Origin of the sequence: Streptomyces sp. NPDC052299, from assembly GCF_040679335.1 — a bacterium.
Lineage (GTDB): Bacteria > Actinomycetota > Actinomycetes > Streptomycetales > Streptomycetaceae > Streptomyces.
This window is the reverse complement of sequence record NZ_JBFAUP010000005.1, coordinates 63,264-80,791: the sequence shown is the minus strand read 5'-3', so window position 1 is coordinate 80,791 and position 17,528 is coordinate 63,264. Positions and strand designations below refer to the sequence as shown.

Annotated in this window: 17 protein-coding genes; 7 read left to right on the top strand and 10 right to left on the bottom strand. The window is 72.5% G+C overall.

What is annotated here, in order from left to right; translation table 11 throughout:
* Window positions 1-17 precede the first annotated feature (17 nt).
* The gene (locus AB0L33_RS10190) at window positions 18-797 is read right to left on the bottom strand and encodes an SDR family oxidoreductase (protein ID WP_365679583.1); all 780 of its coding nucleotides are present in this window, start codon (window positions 795-797) and stop codon (window positions 18-20) included.
* Between the two features lie 240 nt (window positions 798-1,037).
* On the opposite strand from AB0L33_RS10190, the gene AB0L33_RS10185 reads away from it, so the two are divergent.
* Window positions 1,038-2,666 carry an alkaline phosphatase D family protein gene (locus tag AB0L33_RS10185; RefSeq protein ID WP_365679581.1) on the top strand — a complete coding sequence of 543 codons (1,629 nt, stop codon included), beginning with the start codon at window positions 1,038-1,040 and terminating at the stop codon, window positions 2,664-2,666.
* Here AB0L33_RS10185 and AB0L33_RS10180 read toward each other — a convergent pair.
* Complete coding sequence (locus tag AB0L33_RS10180; protein WP_365679579.1) at window positions 2,663-3,655, bottom strand: Gfo/Idh/MocA family oxidoreductase; 993 nt, start codon at window positions 3,653-3,655, stop codon at window positions 2,663-2,665. The two genes, AB0L33_RS10185 and AB0L33_RS10180, sit on opposite strands and share 4 nt — an antisense overlap.
* A gap of 78 nt (window positions 3,656-3,733) precedes the next feature.
* On the opposite strand from AB0L33_RS10180, the gene AB0L33_RS10175 reads away from it, so the two are divergent.
* Both AB0L33_RS10175 and AB0L33_RS10170 read left to right on the top strand, forming a co-directional pair.
* Window positions 3,734-5,032 carry a multidrug effflux MFS transporter gene (locus AB0L33_RS10175; protein WP_365679577.1) on the top strand — a complete coding sequence of 433 codons (1,299 nt, stop codon included), beginning with the start codon at window positions 3,734-3,736 and terminating at the stop codon, window positions 5,030-5,032.
* A 30-nt stretch (window positions 5,033-5,062) separates the two neighbouring features.
* Entirely contained in the window at window positions 5,063-6,058 is a 996-nt protein-coding gene (locus AB0L33_RS10170; protein WP_365679575.1) for a small ribosomal subunit Rsm22 family protein, read from the top strand.
* Here the strand turns inward: AB0L33_RS10170 and ddaH are convergent.
* Entirely contained in the window at window positions 6,055-6,870 is an 816-nt protein-coding gene (gene ddaH / locus AB0L33_RS10165) for a dimethylargininase (RefSeq protein ID WP_365679573.1), read from the bottom strand. The two genes, AB0L33_RS10170 and ddaH, sit on opposite strands and share 4 nt — an antisense overlap.
* A 303-nt stretch (window positions 6,871-7,173) precedes the next feature.
* Between ddaH and AB0L33_RS10160 the strand changes: the two genes are divergently transcribed.
* The gene (locus tag AB0L33_RS10160) at window positions 7,174-7,920 is read left to right on the top strand and encodes a bifunctional DNA primase/polymerase (protein ID WP_365679571.1); all 747 of its coding nucleotides are present in this window, start codon (window positions 7,174-7,176) and stop codon (window positions 7,918-7,920) included.
* A gap of 24 nt (window positions 7,921-7,944) precedes the next feature.
* Here the strand turns inward: AB0L33_RS10160 and AB0L33_RS10155 are convergent, their stop codons facing one another.
* From AB0L33_RS10155 to efeO, 4 genes are read right to left on the bottom strand one after another with little or no spacing between them, the layout of a single operon-like run.
* The gene (locus tag AB0L33_RS10155) at window positions 7,945-8,847 is read right to left on the bottom strand and encodes a hypothetical protein (protein ID WP_365680112.1); all 903 of its coding nucleotides are present in this window, start codon (window positions 8,845-8,847) and stop codon (window positions 7,945-7,947) included.
* Window positions 8,798-9,766, bottom strand: coding sequence for an iron uptake transporter permease EfeU (efeU, locus tag AB0L33_RS10150; RefSeq protein WP_365679569.1), 969 nt, complete (start codon window positions 9,764-9,766; stop codon window positions 8,798-8,800). Before efeU ends, AB0L33_RS10155 begins: the two co-directional genes overlap by 50 nt.
* Window positions 9,767-9,796: 30 nt before the next feature.
* Complete coding sequence (gene efeB / locus AB0L33_RS10145; protein WP_365679567.1) at window positions 9,797-11,062, bottom strand: iron uptake transporter deferrochelatase/peroxidase subunit; 1,266 nt, start codon at window positions 11,060-11,062, stop codon at window positions 9,797-9,799.
* A 21-nt stretch (window positions 11,063-11,083) separates the two neighbouring features.
* On the bottom strand, window positions 11,084-12,220 hold the full coding sequence (gene efeO / locus AB0L33_RS10140) for an iron uptake system protein EfeO (RefSeq protein WP_365679565.1): 1,137 nt from the start codon (window positions 12,218-12,220) through the stop codon (window positions 11,084-11,086).
* Window positions 12,221-12,505: 285 nt separating this feature from the next.
* Here efeO and AB0L33_RS10135 point away from each other — a divergent pair, with 285 nt between their 5' ends.
* Entirely contained in the window at window positions 12,506-13,177 is a 672-nt protein-coding gene (locus AB0L33_RS10135; protein WP_365679563.1) for a PhzF family phenazine biosynthesis protein, read from the top strand.
* 79 nt (window positions 13,178-13,256) lie between these two features.
* On the opposite strand, the gene AB0L33_RS10130 is transcribed toward AB0L33_RS10135, so the two are convergent.
* Complete coding sequence (locus AB0L33_RS10130; RefSeq protein WP_365679561.1) at window positions 13,257-13,976, bottom strand: TetR/AcrR family transcriptional regulator; 720 nt, start codon at window positions 13,974-13,976, stop codon at window positions 13,257-13,259.
* A 143-nt stretch (window positions 13,977-14,119) separates the two neighbouring features.
* Here AB0L33_RS10130 and AB0L33_RS10125 point away from each other — a divergent pair, with 143 nt between their 5' ends.
* Entirely contained in the window at window positions 14,120-15,007 is an 888-nt protein-coding gene (locus AB0L33_RS10125) for an NAD(P)H-binding protein (RefSeq protein ID WP_365679559.1), read from the top strand.
* Here the strand turns inward: AB0L33_RS10125 and map are convergent.
* Window positions 14,994-15,851: a type I methionyl aminopeptidase gene (gene map, locus AB0L33_RS10120; RefSeq protein ID WP_365679557.1), complete on the bottom strand. Its 858-nt coding sequence runs from the start codon at window positions 15,849-15,851 to the stop codon at window positions 14,994-14,996. The genes AB0L33_RS10125 and map overlap by 14 nt on opposite strands.
* A gap of 58 nt (window positions 15,852-15,909) precedes the next feature.
* Between map and AB0L33_RS10115 the strand changes: the two genes are divergently transcribed.
* Entirely contained in the window at window positions 15,910-16,146 is a 237-nt protein-coding gene (locus AB0L33_RS10115) for a hypothetical protein (RefSeq protein ID WP_365679555.1), read from the top strand.
* A 38-nt stretch (window positions 16,147-16,184) separates the two neighbouring features.
* Here the strand turns inward: AB0L33_RS10115 and AB0L33_RS10110 are convergent, their stop codons facing one another.
* Window positions 16,185-17,495, bottom strand: a complete 1,311-nt coding sequence (locus AB0L33_RS10110; RefSeq protein ID WP_365679553.1) for an MFS transporter — start codon at window positions 17,493-17,495, stop codon at window positions 16,185-16,187.
* Window positions 17,496-17,528: the final 33 nt, after the last annotated feature.

Sequence of the window (17,528 nt, the reverse complement as noted above, 5' to 3'; positions counted from 1 at the left end):
CGCGCCCCCGCGCCCCCTCAGCCCCTTCCCACGTACGGCATCGCCGTCGCCATCACCGTCGCGAACTGGACGTTCGCCTCCAGGGGCAGCTCCGCCATGTGCAGCACCGTGCGGGCCACGTCGCCGGCCGCCATCACCGGTTCCACGGCCAGTTCGCCGTTGGCCTGGAGGGTGCCCGTCCGCATCCGCTCCGTCATCTCCGTCGCCGCGTTCCCGATGTCGATCTGGCCGCAGGCGATGCGATACGGGCGCCCGTCCAGCGACAGCGACTTCGTCAGGCCGGTGATCGCGTGCTTCGTCGCGGTGTACGCCACCGAGTGCGGGCGCGGCGTGTGCGCGGAGATCGAACCGTTGTTGATGATCCGCCCGCCCTGCGGGTCCTGCTCCTTCATCTGCCGGTACGCCGCCTGCGCGCACAGGAACGCCCCCGTCAGGTTGACGTCGACCACCCCGCGCCAGTCCTCGTACGCCAGCTCCTCGACGGGCCCGCCCGGCCCGAAGGTCCCCGCGTTGTTGAAGAGCAGATCGAGGCGGCCGGTCCACTCCCGCACGGCGGAGAACAGCGCGTCCACGTCCTGCGGGCGCGTCACGTCGGCCGGAACGGTGAGCACCCGGGCGTGCTCCCCGGCCAGGGCGGCGGTCTCGGCCAGCGGGTCCGGGCGCCTGCCCGCGAGCGCCACCGACCAGCCCGCGCCGGTCAGCGCCAGGGCCACCGCGCGGCCGATGCCGGAGCCGGCGCCCGTGACGACGGCCGTCCTCGCCGGTGCGCCCGGCTCGTTCAACAAATTGTTGTTCATGCGGCCGCAGCGTACGCGCAGCCCCGGCGGGGTGATTCGGAGCGGGGCACCGGCGATTCCCGCGCCTGTCCGGCACCGACGGATGATCATGGATTTGGCCGCGAACGCGGAGTTTGCCCCTGGGGGCACCATCCTGCCGCACTCCTCATCCGGGCGACGCCCGCGCGACGCGAACACGTCAGCCTCCGGATGCGCCGGGCCGCTGGACTTCCCCCACACCACCAGTCAGGGGAGGGACAGATGACGCACTCATCGCCACAGCAGGAGCTGCGCGACGCCGCCCGGCACACCGACCGCCGCCGCTTCCTCACCGTCACCGGCGCCGCCGCCGCGCTCGCCTTCTCGGTCGGCCTGCCCGCCGCCGGGACCGCGAGCGCCCGCGAGATGGAGGCCCGGCGCATCGGCGAGGACCCGTTCACGCTCGGCGTCGCCTCCGGCGACCCGCTGCCCGACTCCGTGCTGCTGTGGACGCGGCTCGCGCCCCGCCCGTTCGAACCCGGCAGCGGACTCCCGGACGCCCGCGTCGAGGTCCGCTGGGAGCTGGCTTACGACGAGCGGTTCGGCCGCGTCGTGCGGCGCGGCACCACGTACGCGCACCCGGAGTTCAACCACAGCGTCCACGTCGAGGTGCGGGGCCTCGCCCCGGACCGCGTCCTCTACTACCGTTTTCGCGCCGGACAGTGGACGAGCCCGGTCGGGCGCACCCGCACGGCACCGGCGCCCGGCGCCCGCAAGCGCGAACTGGCCCTGGCCGCCGTCTCCTGCCAGGCCTACCACGACGGCTACTTCACCGCGTACCAGCACCTCGCCCAGGAGGACGTGGACGTCGTCTTCCACCTCGGCGACTACCTCTACGAGTACGCCGTCACCGCCACCGGCGGCGCCCGCAACTACACCGACCGCACGCTCCCCGCGCTGTTCAACCGGGAGACGACGACGCTGGAGGACTACCGGCTGCGGTACGCCCTCTACAAGTCCGACCCGGACCTGCGCGCCGCGCACGCCGCGCACCCCTTCGTCGTCACCTGGGACGACCACGAGACCGAGAACAACTACGCGGGCGACATCCCCGAGAACAGCGTGCCGCCGGAGGAGTTCCTGATCCGCCGGGCCGCCGCCTACCGCGCGTACTGGGAGAACCAGCCGCTGCGCGCGCCCCAGCGGCCGACCGGCCCCGACATGCGGCTCTACCGCCGCCTGAGCTTCGGCCGGCTCGCCCAGTTCGACGTGCTCGACACCCGGCAGTACCGCAGCGACCAGGCGTACGGCGACGGCTGGCAGACGCCGGGACCGGAGTCCGAGGACCCGAAGCGCACGCTGACCGGGGCCACCCAGGAGCGGTGGCTCATCGACGGCTGGCGCCACTCGCGCGCCACCTGGAACGTCGTGCCCCAGCAGGTCACCTTCGCCCAGCGGCGCGATGTGCCCACCGACGCGTTCAAGCTCTCCATGGACTCCTGGGACGGCTACCCGGCCTCCCGGGACCGCATCCTCGAGGGCGCCGAGCGCGTCGGCGTGGACAACCTCATGGTCCTCACCGGCGATGTGCACGTCAGCTACGGCTTCGACATCAAGCGGGACTTCGACGACCCGGCGTCGCGCACGGTCGGCACCGAGATCGTCACCACGTCCATCACCAGCGGGAAGGACGGCTCCGAGAAGCCGTCCAACTACAACAACCTGATGGCGGCCAACCCGCACCTGAAGTTCTACAACGGCCGCCGCGGCTACGCCGTCGTCACCCTCCAGGAGCGCTCGGCGCGCGCCGACTTCCGTACGGTCTCGGCCGTCACCAAGCCGGGCGCCCCCGTCACCACCGCCGGTTCCTACGTCACCGAGGCCGGCCGCCCGGGCCTCGAGCCCGCTTAGTCCACCGGGTAGCGGACGCCGATGCGGTCACGTACCGCGTCGAGCGTCCGCATCACCGCGAGCGAACCTTCCAGCGGCACCAGTGGGGACTCCGTCTCGCCCGCCAGCACCGCCCGCATCACCTCGGCCGCCTCGTACTGCATCCCGGACAGGCCCTGCGGGCCGGGGCCCGAGGTGATCTCCTCGGGCTCGGCGCCCGCCCGGCGCAGCACGAAGCCCTCCGGGTGGAAGAAGCTGTGCGGGATGTCGATCCGCCCGGCCGTCCCGATCACCGTGGCCGCCGTCGGATGGTGCCCGACGATCGAGCAGGACAGCAGAGCGGCCGCCCCCGAGTCCCAGCCCAGCAGCATCCCGGTGTTCAGGTCCACGCCCTCCGGCGACAGCAGGGCGTCCGCCTGCACCCGGTCCGGCTCGCCCAGCAGCAGCTGCGCGAACGACACCGGATAGACGCCCAGGTCCAGCAGCGCCCCGCCGCCCAGCCGGGGATCGCGCAGCCGGTGCTCCGGGCCCAGGTCCGCCGCGAAGCCGAAGTCGGCCTGCACGGTCCGGATCTCCCCGATGGCCCCGTCCCGCACCAGCTCGGTCAGGCGCCGGATCAAGGGGTTGCAGTAGGTCCACATCGCTTCCATCAGGAAGACCCCGCGGTCCCGGGCCAGCTTCACCAGCTCCCGCGCCTCGCGCTCGTTCAGCGTGAACGCCTTCTCGCACAGCACGTGCTTCCCGGCCTCCAGCGCGAGCGCGGCGGCCTCCCGGTGCGCGGAGTGCGGCGTGGCCACGTACACCACGTCGACCTCGTCGTCCGCGACCAGGCCGGCCCAGTCGCCGTACGCCCGCGGTATCCCGAACCGCTCCGCGAACGCCCGCGCCGAGGCATCCGAGCGGGACGCCACCGCCACCACCTCCGCGCCGGGCATGGCCTGGAGATCGGCGGTGAACGTCGCCGCGATCCCTCCGGTCGCCAGCACGCCCCAACGGACAGTCCTGCTCATGCACGCTCCCAAAAAGGTGTCGACCATCCCCGCCGAGCTGAGAGCATAGAGCCGGATTCAACAACTATGGAGACGAGAATGCCGGAGAGCGGCCTCAGCGGGGCCCAGCACATACGCACCACCGACACCACCCCGCAAGGGACCCCTCCTACCGGCAGAGCCACCGCAGCCGCCCGGCGCACCGGCCTCCTCGTCACCCTCGTCCTCGGCGGCCTCACGGCGCTCCCGCCGCTGTCGATGGACATGTACCTCCCGGCGCTCCCCGCCGTCACCGACTCGCTGCACGCACCCGCCGCCACGGTCCAGCTCACCCTGACCGCCTGCCTCACCGGCATGGCGCTCGGCCAGGTCGTCGTCGGGCCCATGAGCGACCGCTGGGGCAGGCGCCGCCCGTTGCTGCTCGGCATGGCCGTCTACGTGCTGGCCACCGCGCTCTGCATCTTCGCCCCGTCCGCCGGGCTCCTCATCGCCTTCCGCCTCATCCAGGGCCTCGCGGGCGCGGCGGGCATCGTCATCTCCCGGGCCGTGGTCCGCGACATGTACGACGGCGTCGCGATGGCCCGGTTCTTCTCGACGCTGATGCTGATCTCCGGCGTCGCCCCCGTCATCGCCCCGGTCATCGGCGGCCAGGTCCTGCGCCTCACCGACTGGCGCGGCATCTTCGGGGTCCTCACCGCCGTCGGCGTCCTGCTCACGTTCGTCGTCTGGAAGTGGCTCGGCGAGACCCTGCCGCCCGCCGAACGCCACACCGGCGGCATCGGGGACGCGCTGCGCACCATGCGCGGCCTGCTCGCCGACCGCGTCTTCACCGGCTACATGATCGCCGGCAGCCTCGCCTTCGCCGCCCTCTTCGCGTACGTCAGCGCCTCGCCCTTCGTCATCCAGGAGATCTACGGCGCCTCACCGCAGACCTTCAGCCTGCTCTTCGGCATCAACTCCATCGGGCTGATCACGGTCGGCCAGATCAACGGCAAGCTGCTCGTCGGCCGGGTCAGCCTGGACAAGGCCCTCACCTTCGGGCTCGTGGTCATCCTGGCCGCCGCGACCGCGCTGCTCCTGATGACCTCCGGGGTCTTCGGCGACGTCGGCCTCGTGCCGGTGGCCGCCGGGCTCTTCGTGCTGATGTCGGCGATGGGGCTCGCGATGCCCAACACCAACGCCCAGGCGCTGATGCGCACCAAGCACGCCGCCGGCTCCGCCTCCGCGCTGCTCGGCACCTCACAGTTCCTGATCGGCGCCATCGCCTCCCCGCTGGTCGGGATCGCGGGCGAGGAGACGGCGGTGCCCATGGCGGTCGTCCAGCTGGTCTGCGCGGCCGGCGCCCTGGTCTGCTTCCTGGGCCTGTGCCGTCCCTGGCGGACCGCCTCGGCGATCTGACGGGCGCCCCGCCCCGCCTACAATCCTTCGGTGAACGCCACCCTCCCCACCGCGGACGCCCTGCGCGCGGCCCTCGCCGGACTCCTGGACGGGCTGCCGCCCAAGCAGGCCGGCCAGGCCGTCGACCGGCTCATCGCCCACTACCGGGGCACCATCCCCACCGACGCCCCGGTGCTCCGCGACCGCTCGGACGTGGTCGCGTACGCGGCGTACCGGATGCCCGCCACCTTCGAGGCGGTACGGTCCGCCCTCGACGCGTTCCGCGAGGCCGCCCCCGACTGGGCGCCCGCCACGCACACCGACGTCGGCGGCGGCACCGGGGCGGCGAGCTGGGCCGTGGCGGGGGAGTGGGAGGGCCACCGCACCACCGTCCTGGACTGGGCCGAACCCGCGCTCGCCCTCGGCCGCGAACTGGCCGCCACCGGCCCGACCGCCCTGCGCACGGCGGACTGGCGGCGGGCCCGCATCGGCGAGGACCTCGATCTCGCCCCGGCGGACCTGGTCACGATCTCCTACGTGCTCAACGAGCTGACCGGCCCGGCCCGCACCGCGCTCGTCGACGCCGCCGCCCGGGCCGGACAGGCCGTCGTGGTCGTCGAGGCCGGCACCCCCGGCGGCTACGCCCGGATCATCGAGGCCCGCGACCGCCTGATCGCCGCCGGGCTCACCGTCGCCGCCCCCTGCCCGCACAGCGGCGCCTGCCCCATCGAGCCGGGCACCGACTGGTGCCACTTCTCGGCCCGGGTCAGCCGCTCCTCGCTGCACCGGCAGGTGAAGGGCGGCTCACTGGCGTACGAGGACGAGAAGTTCAGCTACGTCGTCGCCACCCGGTTCACGCCCCTGCCCGTGGCCGCCCGGGTCGTCCGCAGGCCCCAGATCCGCAAGGGGCAGGTGCTCCTCGACCTCTGCACCCGCGACGAGGGCCTGCGCCGGGACACGGTCACCAAGCGGCACGGCGCCCTGTACCGCACCGCCCGGGACACCGACTGGGGCGACCCCTGGCCGCCCCCGCAGGACGCCGGCTAGCCGCGCAGCTCCTGCGTACAGCACTTCACGCTGCCGCCGCCCTTCAGCAGCTCGCTCAGGTCCATCGGCACCGGCTCGAAGCCGCGCGCCCGGAGCGGGTCGAACAGCCCCGTCGCGGCCTGCGGCAGCAGGACGTGGAGCCCGTCGCTCACGGCGTTCAGGCCGAGCGCCGCCGCGTCCGCCTCCCCGGCGATCAGCGCGTCCGGGAAGAGCCGCGCCAGGACCGCCCGGCTGCCCGGCGAGAACGCCTGCGGGTAGTACATGACCTCGTCGGCCGCGTCGTCCAGCACGCACAGGGCCGTGTCCAGGTGGTAGTAGCGCGGGTCCACCAGATCGAGGCCGATCACGGGCCGCCCGAAGAACTCCTGCGCCTCCGCGTGCGAGAGCGGCGACGACCGGAAACCCCGGCCCGCCAGCACGTAGGACCGGGTCACCGCGAAGTCGCCCTCGCCCTCGTTGACGTGGTCCGGCTCGTGGACCTCGGTGAAGCCGTGCCCGAGGAACCAGTCCCGGTGCGCGGCCGCCTCCTCGAACCGTTCCCGGTACGCGAAGCGGGCGCCCAGCACCCGGCCGTCGATCACCGTGGCCCCGTTCGCCGCGAAGACCATGTCCGGCAGGTCCGGGTGCGGCTCCAGCAGGTCGACGGTGTGGCCGAGCGCGCGGTAGCGGTCGCGCAGGTCCTCCCACTGCGTCTGCGCCAGCGGCAGGTCGACCGGCTTGGAGGGATCCATCCACGGATTGATGGAATACGTCACCTTGAAGTGGGCAGGCGCACACATCAGATAGTGCCGGGGCGTGGCTGCACGAGTCATAGGGGCTCCCACGGATCGTCGCGGCGGCTGGTGGCCGCTGCGGCCGGTGCGTCGCACGGGTCTGTGCGTGAGCCCATGGTGCGCCGTTCGGGCCACCGGCGCTGTGGTCCGAACGGGTGGTTCGCGCGGACGCGGAGCCCGGGGCCCGTCGTCACGGGGCACGACACGTGCTCTTTCATGACAAAGCGTGTGATAGTGCCCCCCGTGCGGCATCGGCCGTCCCACCCCGCTTCCGGACTCTGGCCACCCGAGGCGCAGGATGGTGGGACCATGGGCAGGGGCAACGCAAAGGCAAGGGGATAGATGGGCGCCGATTTCGGCCGTAGTCGCGGCTCAGAGAGCAAGATTTCCCAGTGGCTGCGGCGACGACCCAAACCGCAGCAGCGCGAGGTCGACGACACCGCGCGGGAGGCGCTGCTCCTGGCCGTCGCCGAGGCCGGAATGCCGATCGCGCCCGCCGCCCACCCGGTCGGCTACCGATGTTCGTGCGAACGCATCGGCTGTCCCACCCCGGCCCGCCATCCGCTCTCCTTCGCCTGGCAGACGCAGTCCACCACCGACCGCGCCCAGATCGAGCGGTGGGCCCGCAGCCAGCCGCAGGCCAACTTCATCACCGCGACCGGCATGATCCACGACGTCCTCGACGTCCCGCTGGCGGCCGGTGAGCAGGCCCTCGAACGGCTCCTCGCGGCCGGGGTCGAGGTGGGGCCCGTGGCCCGCTCCGGCGACGACCGGATGCTGTTCTTCACCGCGACGCGCGGCACCCCGGAGGACGAGGACGAGTGGTGGCCGTGCGAGCTGGACTGCCATCCCGAGACGATGGACGAGCACCCGGGCCTGCGCTGGCACTGCCGCGGCAGCTATGTGCTGCTGCCCCCGGCCCAGCTCCCCGGTGAGCTGGACGTCGCCTGGCTGCGCGGACCGGAGCATCCGCTGCCCGACCCGCTGACGCTCCTGGAGACCCTGACGGACGCCTGCGCGCGGTTCGTCGGCTCCGAGGGCCAGAGCGAGGTCGACCACGAATCGGTGGCCTGGCCGCTGCGCCGGTGAGCTTGCCCGGCGGCCTTGCCGCCGCTACGAGCCCTTCGCCGAGATCAGCCCGGGCAGCCGGCTGAGCACGGTCACCCGGCCCTTGCCGGAGCCCTTCTTCGGCACGTACACCAGCTGGCTGGAGACCCGCTCCTTGGTCAGCGTGCTCTTCACCTCTCCGGTGAGCAGCGCCTCCACATCGGGATCGACCGCCGGACGCAGCCCCCGTGCGGCGGTCTGCCGCTCGAAGTGCCTGCTGCTGAAGAAGACCAGTGCCCCGCCGTCCGCGGTGGCCACCCCCAGCGGGGCGTACGCGCCACCGTCCAGCGGCTGGTCGGCGTACTGGTACGAGAACCCGGCCCGCCGGGTGTTCAGCCGCGCCTCCCGCCACTCCGAGGTGGCCGCCCCCGGCGCGAACACGTCCGGGGCGCCGTTCTGGAGGTACTGCGTGTAGCGCGTGCCGAGATCGCGCGGGGCCACGGCCAGCCCCGGTCCGTCCGCCGCGACCGGGGCGGCGTCCTTCGCGAGGGCGGGCAGCCGGTCCTTGGCGACGACCGACAGATAGGCGGCCTTCCAGCCGGCGTCGGGGCCCGCCTTCGTGAACGCCAGCAGCCAGCGGCTGGTCCGCCCGGCCGCGTCCGCGTCGCGGTTGGACTCCGTGTCGGCGAGGAACCAGCGCGGCCAGCCCGCCTTCCCGGGGATGACGAAACGGGCATCGGTCAGCTTCAGCGGCTGGTGCCGGGAGTTGCCGGTGGGCGATATCCGGTGCCGGGCCTTCAGCCCCGCCTGGTTGACGGCACCGAGCGAGCCCGTCACCACGTCCGCGTCCAGCGCCGGATCGTACGCCTTGTCGGCGGCGTTGTACGCGGCGGTGAAGTCCTTCAGCGCCCGGGCGGCCTCAGCCCGCGTCGCCGCCGGTACGACTTCCCGCTCGCCGTGCACCGTCACGCACCCGCTCGCCGTCAGGCTCAGCACCGTCGCCACCACGAGCCCCGTCGCCCGCCGCACCGGCCCCAGACTTCTCATCCGCTGCTTTCCGCGCCTTCTGATCCGTCGCCACTGACCGTCCGAACCCTACCGGGGACAGGAACAGCGCGAGGGCCGGGACCAGATACAGCGCCCAGACGGTGAGTTGGAGGACGGTGGGGTCCGGCTGGAAGTTGAAGGTGCCCTTCAGCAGCGTCCCGTACCAGCTGTCCGGCGGGATCGTGGAGCTGATGTCGAACGCCCGGTTCTGCAGGCCGCCCAGGAACTCCGCCTCCTGGAGGTCGTGCACGCCGTACGCCAGCACGCCCGCGGCGACGACCACCAGCATCCCGCCGGTCCAGGTGAAGAACTTCGCCAGGTTGATCCTCAGCGCGCCCCGGTAGAACAGCCAGCCCAGCACGACGGCCGTGGCGATGCCGAGCAGCGCGCCGATCATCGGATGCCAGCCGTCGTCCGCCGCGTGCACCGCCCGCCACACGAACAGCGAGGTCTCCAGGCCCTCCCGGCCGACCGCGAGCAGCGCGGTCGCGACGAGCGCGCCGGTGCCCATGGCGAGCGCCGCGTCCAGCTTGCCGTGCAGCTCGGCCTTGAGATGGCGGGCGGTCCGCCGCATCCAGAAGACCATCCACGTCACCAGGCCCACCGAGACGATGGACAGCGAACCGCCCAGCGCCTCCTGAGCCTTGAACGTCATCTCCTGCGAGCCGAATTCGAGTCCGGCGCCGAAGCCCAGGCTGACGACGACCGCGATCGACACACCGATCCAGATCGGCACCAGCCTGTCGCGGTTGCCGGTCTTCACCAGGTACGCGATGAGGATGCAGACGACCAGGCTGGCCTCGAGGCCCTCACGCAGCCCGATCAGGAAGTTGCTGAACACGTCTCGGTTCCCTTTCCGCTTCGAGTCCCGTTACGAGAACAGCGCCCGGCCCCACCAGTCGTCCTTGTCGCGGACGCCCGGCGGGACGGCGAAATGCGCCGAACCCACGTGCTGGATGTACTCGTTGAGTGCGTCGTGTGCCGCCAGGCGCCGTTGCAGGGGAATGAACGCCTTGCGGGTGTCGCGCTGGTACGCCAGGAAGAACAGCCCCGCGTCGAGCCTGCCGAGGCCGTCGGTGCCGTCCGTGAAGGAGTAGCCCCGGCGCAGGATCATCGCCCCGCCGTTGCTGTCCGGGTGGGCGAGGCGCACGTGCGCGGTCGGCAGCATCGCCTTCAGGAACGGCTCGTCGCGCTCCTTGGACCTGCCGACCGGCGCGCCCTCGCCCTTGTCCCGGCCGAAGACGTCCTCCTGCTCCTGGAGCGGGGCGCGGTCCCAGGTCTCGATGTGCATCCGGATGCGCCGGGCCACCAGGTACGAGCCCCCGGCCATCCACTCGGGACCGTCCCCGGCTCCGGCCCACACATGGCGGTCCAGGGCGGCCGTGTCGGTGCCGGAGATGTTCCGGGTGCCGTCCTTGAAGCCCATCATGTTGCGCGGGGTCTGGGCGTCCGGCGTGGTCGAGGACGTCTTGCCGAAGCCCAGCTGCGACCAGCGGATCGCGGCGCGGCCCATGCCGATCCTGGCGAGGTTGCGGATGGCGTGCACGGCCACCTGCGGGTCGTCCGCGCACGCCTGGACGCACAGGTCGCCGCCGCTGCGGGCCTTGTCGAGGTTGTCACCGGGGAACTTCGGCAGGTCCACCAGCGCATCGGGCCGCCGCGCTTCGAGGCCGAACCGGTCCTTCGCGAACAGCGAGGGCCCGAAGCCGAGGGTCAGCGTCAGCCGGGACGGCCTCAGCCCCAGCGCCTCGCCCGTGTCGTCCGGCGGCGCCTCCGGAAGACCCCCGTACGCCCCGTCACCGACCGCGTGCCCGGCGGTCATCCGCTCGGCAGCCCGGGTCCACTCCTTGAGCAGCGCGACCAGTTCGGCCCGGTCCTTCGTCGTGACGTCGAACGCGGCGAAGTGCAGCCGGTCCTGGACCGCGGTGGCGATCCCGGCCTGGTGTGCGCCGTGGAACGGCACCGCGGCGCCGCTGTCCGCGGCCGTCGCCGGGCCGTCGTCACCGGAGCGGGCCGCGGCGACGCCCACTCCGGCCGCGGCGGCGCCGAGCGCGAGCCCGGCACCGCCCCAGCCCAGCAGCGCGCGGCGCGACGGGGCGGAGCCCCCGGCGGGTGTCTCGCGGGTCTCGTCGTTCATCCCGAGCCTCTTTCCGGCCGGTTACTTCGTGACCGCGGCGGCCAGCTTGGACAGCGGCTCGGCCAGCGCGTTGACCGCGTCCGACAGCTCCTTGCGGTCCGCCTTGCCGACCTTCTCGTAGGAGGTGAAGTCGTACGAGGAGGGGTCCTCGCGGTACTGCTCGAGCAGCTTGTTCAGCTCGGCGAACCGCTTGTCCAGGGTGGCGGTGAGCGCCGGGTCGTTCTTCGACGCGATCGGCTTCAGCAGCTTGTACGACTGCTCGGCGCCCTCGACGTTGGCCTTGAAGTCGACCAGGTCGGTGTGGCTGTAGCGCTCCTCCTCACCGGTGACCTTGCCGGTGGCGACCTCGTCGAGGAGTTCCTTCGCGCCGTTGGCCATCGAGGTGGGGGTGATGTCGGCGGTGCCGACGCGCTTCTGCCAGTCGGCCAGGTCCTTGTAGAGGACCGGTGCGAGGGCCTTCTCCTCGGCGCCCAGCTTCTTGTCCTGCCACAGCGCCTTCTCCAGGCGGTGCCAGCCGGTCCACTTCTGGCCGTCCTCCAGGCCGTCCTCCCGCACGTCGACCTTCGGGTCGATGTCGCCGAAGGACTCGGCGACCGGCTCGGTGCGCTCCCAGCCGATGCGCGAGTTCGCGTACGCCTTCTTCGCGGCCTCGATGTCCCCGGCGGCGACGGCGTCCGTGAAGACCTTGACCATCGGCAGGGTCTCGTCGGCCTGCGCCTGGACGTAGGTGCGGTACGCCGCGACGGCCTGGTCCATCTCCGGGCTGCGCTTGACCGCCTTGCCGCCGCTGACCTCGATCTTCTGCCGGATGCCGTGGCCCTTCATGCCGGGCTTGCAGGCGATCTCGTACGAACCGGCCTTGATCTCGGCCGTGATGGTGGCCTTGGTGCCGGGGCCGATGTTCTCGCGCTCGGCGACGATGCGGTCGTCCGGGAAGAGGACGTAGACCTCGGTGACCTTGGAGCCCTTGTTCTGCACGGCCAGCTCGACGTGTCCGGCCGGGAGCTTCTTCTTCGAGACCTCGCAGGAGTCGTCCTTGGCGACGACCTGGACGGCCCCCTCGCCCTTGCCGTCGCTCTTCTCGGCGCAGCCCGTGACGGCGGTCAGAGCGGCCGCGGTGGCGGCTGCGGTGACGACGGAGAGACGAACGGCTCGCATCGGGGCTCCACTTGAGGATGAAGGAAAGGAGGAATCGGACCGGACAAAGCCAGGTGAGGCGGACCTAACTTAGCCGAGGCTTATCTGCCCGATACCCACCCGTGCAGTGATTCAGCTCTCACTGCCGGCTCCCGGAGACGATGCGGTCACGATCGACCCATGGGCGTACCCCGGATGGGTAATGGGCAGGTCAAGTCGTGGTGGGCGCGGCCCTCGGGCCGGGACGCCACCGGGCGCGCCGAGCCGACGGCGCCCCGACGCCCGGGCGGATGCTTGAATGCGGGCGTGAGCGACTTCGACGTACCCGCCGGCACCGACATCCTCCGCGTGTTCTGCGGCCCCGACGGCCGGAACGGCAACGCCCTCGGTGTCGTACGCGACGGGCGCCGCGTCCCCGGCCGCGCGGACCGGCAGGAGCTCGCCGGGAAGCTCGGCTTCAGCGAGACCGTGTTCGTGGACGACCCCGAGCGCGGCCGGCTCGACATCTACACCCCGGGGCTCCGGCTGCCGTTCGCCGGGCATCCCGTCGTCGGTGCCGCCTGGCTGCTCGACCTGGAGGTCCTGGAGCTGGAGGTGGGCGACGTCTTCGCCCGCCACGACGGGGAGTTCTGCTGGATCACCGCCCGCCCGGAGTGGGCGCCGCCGCGCACCCTGGAGCAGTACGCCTCGGCCGCCGAGGTCGACGCGCTCCCGGCACCGCCGCCCGGTGAGGGCTGGCTGTACGCCTGGGCGTGGGAGGAGGAGGCGGCGGGGCGCGTCCGGGCCAGGGCGTTCCCGCGCAGGGACGACGGCATCGTCGAGGACGAAGCGACGGGAGCCGCGGCCCTGTTGCTGAGCGCGCACCTCGGGCGCGCGCTCAACATCACACAGGGCCGCGGCTCACAGATCCTCACGGCGCCCGCGCCCGACGGCACGGTGGAGATCGGCGGCAGGGTCGTCCTGGCCCACCACGGGTAAGGGTTCAGGCCGCGCGGAACTCCTCGCCCCGCTCGCGGAGTGCAACGGGGTCAACCTTGCCGACGCCTCGTCGGCAACTTCAGGCGCGTTCCTCGGGGGCGGCCGAGATGCGGTCGAGCAGTTCGGTCAGCAGGGCGCGTTCGCCCGCCGTGAGGGCGTCGGTCCGGGGGAGGAGGGCCTGGAGCGCCACGGCCGCCGCGGCCGGGCCGGGGGGCGGGGAGGCGGGGGCCTCGGTGGTGATCGCGGCGATGACGGCTTCCCTGGCCAGGTGGGAGACGCTCATGTCCCGCCGGTCCTCCGGGGTGGCGATGAGCGAGAGGGTGGTGCCGCCGCCCACGGCGTGCACCAGGTGGGTGGCGCGCGCCTCGTCGATCCGCAGCCGGCCGGCCTCGGCGATCCGGTGGATGTGCGCGGCCAGGATCTCCAGCGCGGCCACCGAGGCGGGGGAGGGGGTGCCCGGGCTCGGCTGGGCGTACATCAGTGTGTAGAGGGCCGGGTTGGCCAGGCCGAACTCCGTGTTGAAGTTCCAGCCCCTGCGCAGGTCCTCCACCGGGTCGCCGGTGAGCTCCAGCGCGGCCTTGTCACCGACATGGCTCGCGAAGCCGTCGGCGGCGACCGCGTCGAGCAGGCCCTGCTTGTCGCCGAAGAGCCGGTAGATGGTGGGGGCCTGGACACCGGCCGCGGCGCCCACGGCCCGGGTCGACACCGCCTCGCGCCCTTGCTCCGCGAGCAGTCGGGTGGCGGCGGCGATGATCCGCCGGCGGTTGCTCTCGGCGGGGGCGGGGTGCTCGGTCTCCATGGTTACCGATGATAGCGGATTCGTGTTAGCGCTCTGCGTTATCGGTGCTACGGTGTAGTCGTTAGCGATGGAAGCGGTGGGTGGCCGGTGACCGGCCGTCGCGCCGCGTCCGCGTCCACAGCCATGCCCCTTCGGAGGTTCCCGTGATCGTCGTTACCGCCCCCACCGGCCGGATCGGCCGCCAGGTGCTCGATGCGCTGCTCGACGGCGGCGAGAAGGTGCGGGTGATCGCCCGCGACCCCGCGAGGCTCGTCCCCGAGGCGCGCGAGCGCGCCGAGGTGGTGCGGGGCTCCCACGGGGACCCTCAGGTGCTGGGCCGGGCATTCGAGGGGGCCGACGCCGTCCTGTGGCTGGTCCCGCCCAACCCCCGCGCCGAGGACATCCGGGAGCACTACCTCGGCTTCACCCGCCCGGCCCGCGAGGCGCTGCGGGCGAGCGGCGTGCGCCGCGTCGTCGGCATCAGCAGCCTGGGCCGGGGCTACGGGGCGCACGCCGGACAGCTGTCGGCCGCCTTCGCGATGGACGAGATGATCGAGAGCACCGGGGTCGCCTACCGCGCCCTGGCCATGCCGTTCTTCATGGAGAACCTGCTCCACCAGGCGGGCGTGCTGAGGACCCGCGGCGTGCTGTCCGTGCCGGTCGCCCCGGACCGCGAGCTGCCGCTCGTCGCCACCCGCGACATCGCCGCGGTGGCCGCCCGCCTCCTCGCCGACGCTTCCTGGTCGGGGCAGGAGACGGTCCCGCTCATCAGCCCCGACTCCCTCACGCCCGTCGGGATGGCCCGGGTCCTGTCCGAGGTCCTGGAGCGCCCGGTCCGCTTCGAGCGGCCCGACGGCGAGGAGTACAAGGCGGCCCTGACGGGGTACGGAATGCACGACGCCTGGGCGCAGGGCCTGCTCGACATGGCCGCCGCCCAGGACGACGGCATCTACGAGCCCGAGTGGCGGGCCCTGACCACCCCGGTCCCCACCGGCTTCCGCCAGTGGTGCCGGGAGGTGCTGCTGCCCGCCGCGGAGGCTACGGCAGCGTGAGGACGTCCGCGCCGGTCTCCGTCACCACGAGCGTGTGCTCGAACTGCGCGGTGCGCTTGCGGTCCTTCGTCACCACGGTCCAGCCGTCGTCCCACATGTCGTAGTCGTGGCTGCCGAGGGTCAGCATCGGCTCGATGGTGAACGTCATGCCGGGCCGCATCACGGTCGTGGCGTGCGGGCTGTCGTAGTGCGGCACGATCAGCCCGGAGTGGAACGAGGTGTTGATCCCGTGCCCGGTGAAGTCCCGCACCACGCCGTACCCGAAGCGCTTCGCGTACGACTCGATGACCCGCCCGATGACGTTGATCTGACGCCCCGGCTTCACGGCCTTGATCGCGCGCCGCAGCGACTCCTCGGTGCGCTCGACGAGCAGCCGCGACTCCTCGTCCACCTCGCCGCAGAGGTAGGTCGCGTTGTTGTCGCCGTGCACCCCGTTGATGTACGCGGTCACATCGAGGTTCACGATGTCGCCGTCGCGCAGCACGGTGGAGTCCGGGATGCCGTGGCAGATCACCTCGTTGAGCGACGTGCACAGCGACTTGGGGAAGCCGCGGTAGCCCAGTGTCGACGGGTAGGCGCCGTGGTCGCACATGAACTCGTGGGCGACGCGGTCGAGTTCGTCCGTGGTGACACCCGGGGCGATGTGCTTGGCGGCCTCGGCCATCGCCTGCGCGGCGATGCGTCCCGCGATGCGCATGCGCTCGATGGTGTCGGCGTCCTGCACCTCAGGACCTGTGTACGGCGTCGGAGCCGGCTTGCCCACATACTCGGGACGCCGGATGTTTCCGGGCACGGAACGGACGGGAGTGATCTCCCCTGGTACGAGCAGCGACTGGCCAGACATGCCAGCGAGTCTAACCAGCGTGTCCGGGGCACCATGGCACAGAGGAAAGGAACCGATGATGGCCCTGTTCAAGAAGCGCACGGTCGGCAAGCCGGGCGAGTGGTTCTACTGCCTGGAGCACAAGAAGGTCGAAGAGGGCCCCGAGTGCCCGGCCAAGGACCGCTTCGGTCCCTACGCCTCCCGGCAGGAGGCGCAGCACGCGATGGAGACCGCCCAGGAACGGAACCTGGAGTGGGACACGGACCCCAAGTGGCACGACCGCAAGGGCCCGGACGAGGACGGCCGGGCGGGCTGACGGACCGGTGAGGTCCCGGGGGCCCCGCGCCCCCGGCCTCAGGCCGCCGGTTCCACGGCCGGCCCCTCCGCCCGCTGGGCGCGCCTGCGCAGCGCGTCCTCGTCCGTGGCCGAGTCGTACGTGAGGAGCTTCGGGAGCGCCGCCGCCAGCAGCGCCACGGACGCGACGCAGGCCACGCCCCCGGTCCAGATCGCGGGCCGGGTCCCCGTCCAGCCCGCCATGCCGCCCGCCCGGACCTGACCGAGCTGCGGTCCGACGCTGTACGAGAGCACCTCGATGCCCGCCAGTCGGCCGCGCAGCTCCTCCGGGATCGTCTGGTTCCAGATGGTCGACCGGCCGAGCCCGCTGAGCATGTCGCCCGCCCCGGCGAACCCGAGGCACACCAGCACCAGCCACACGTTGCCGAACCAGCCCGCCGCCGCGATCGACAGCCCCCAGACCGCGGCGCCGGACACGACGAACAGCCCGTGCCGGCGCACCCGCGAGGTCCACCCGCTGGTCAGGCCGAGCAGCAGCGAGCCGACCGAGCCCGCCGCGTACATCAGGCCCAGCGACCAGTCGGCGTCCAGCTCGTCCGCGAGGAACGGGAAGATCGTGTTGGGGAACGCGAAGAACATCGCGGCCATGTCGATCGCGTACGTCCCCAGCAGCACCGGCCGGCTCCAGGCGTAGCGGGCGCCCTCCACGATGCCGCGCAGCGACGGCTTCAGCCCCTGCTCGGCGGGCGGCGCGGGGGCGAGCCGGCGGCACATCAGCACCGAGACGGCGAAGGTGACCACGGTGATGGCGTACGCCGTGGCGTGCCCGGCGTAGGCCACCACCAGACCGGCCAGCGACGGGCCCATGATCGCCCCGGCCTGCCAGCGCAGCGAGTTCAGCGCGGCGGCCGCCGGAAGCTGGTCGTGCGGCACGATCCGGGCCATCAGCGAGTCCAGCGCGGGCCGCTGGAGCCCGGCGAGCGCGGAGACCCCGCCCGCCACCACGTACAGCGGCCACAGCATCGGGTCGGGCAGGGCCGCGTTCACCAGCAGGACCACCGCGAGCAGCCCGAGGCCGGCCTCGGTGGCCAGGATGATCTTGCGCCGGTCGGCGGCGTCGGCGAGCGCGCCTCCGTACAGACCGCACAGGACGAGCGGCACCAGCTCCACCGCGCCCATCGCGCCGACGGCGAGCGGGGAGCCGGTGAGGTCCTTGATCTGGAGCGGCAGCGCGATGAGCGCCATGAAGCTGCCGAAGTAGGTGACGATGCCCTGCACCCACAGCAACCGGAAGTCGGCCGACGACCGCCAGGGCGAGAGGTCGGGGAGGAGCGCGGCCAGCCTGGCGGCGAGGGAGGTGCGAGAGGTCACGAGGAGACATGGTCCGTCGTGATACGTGGAGCA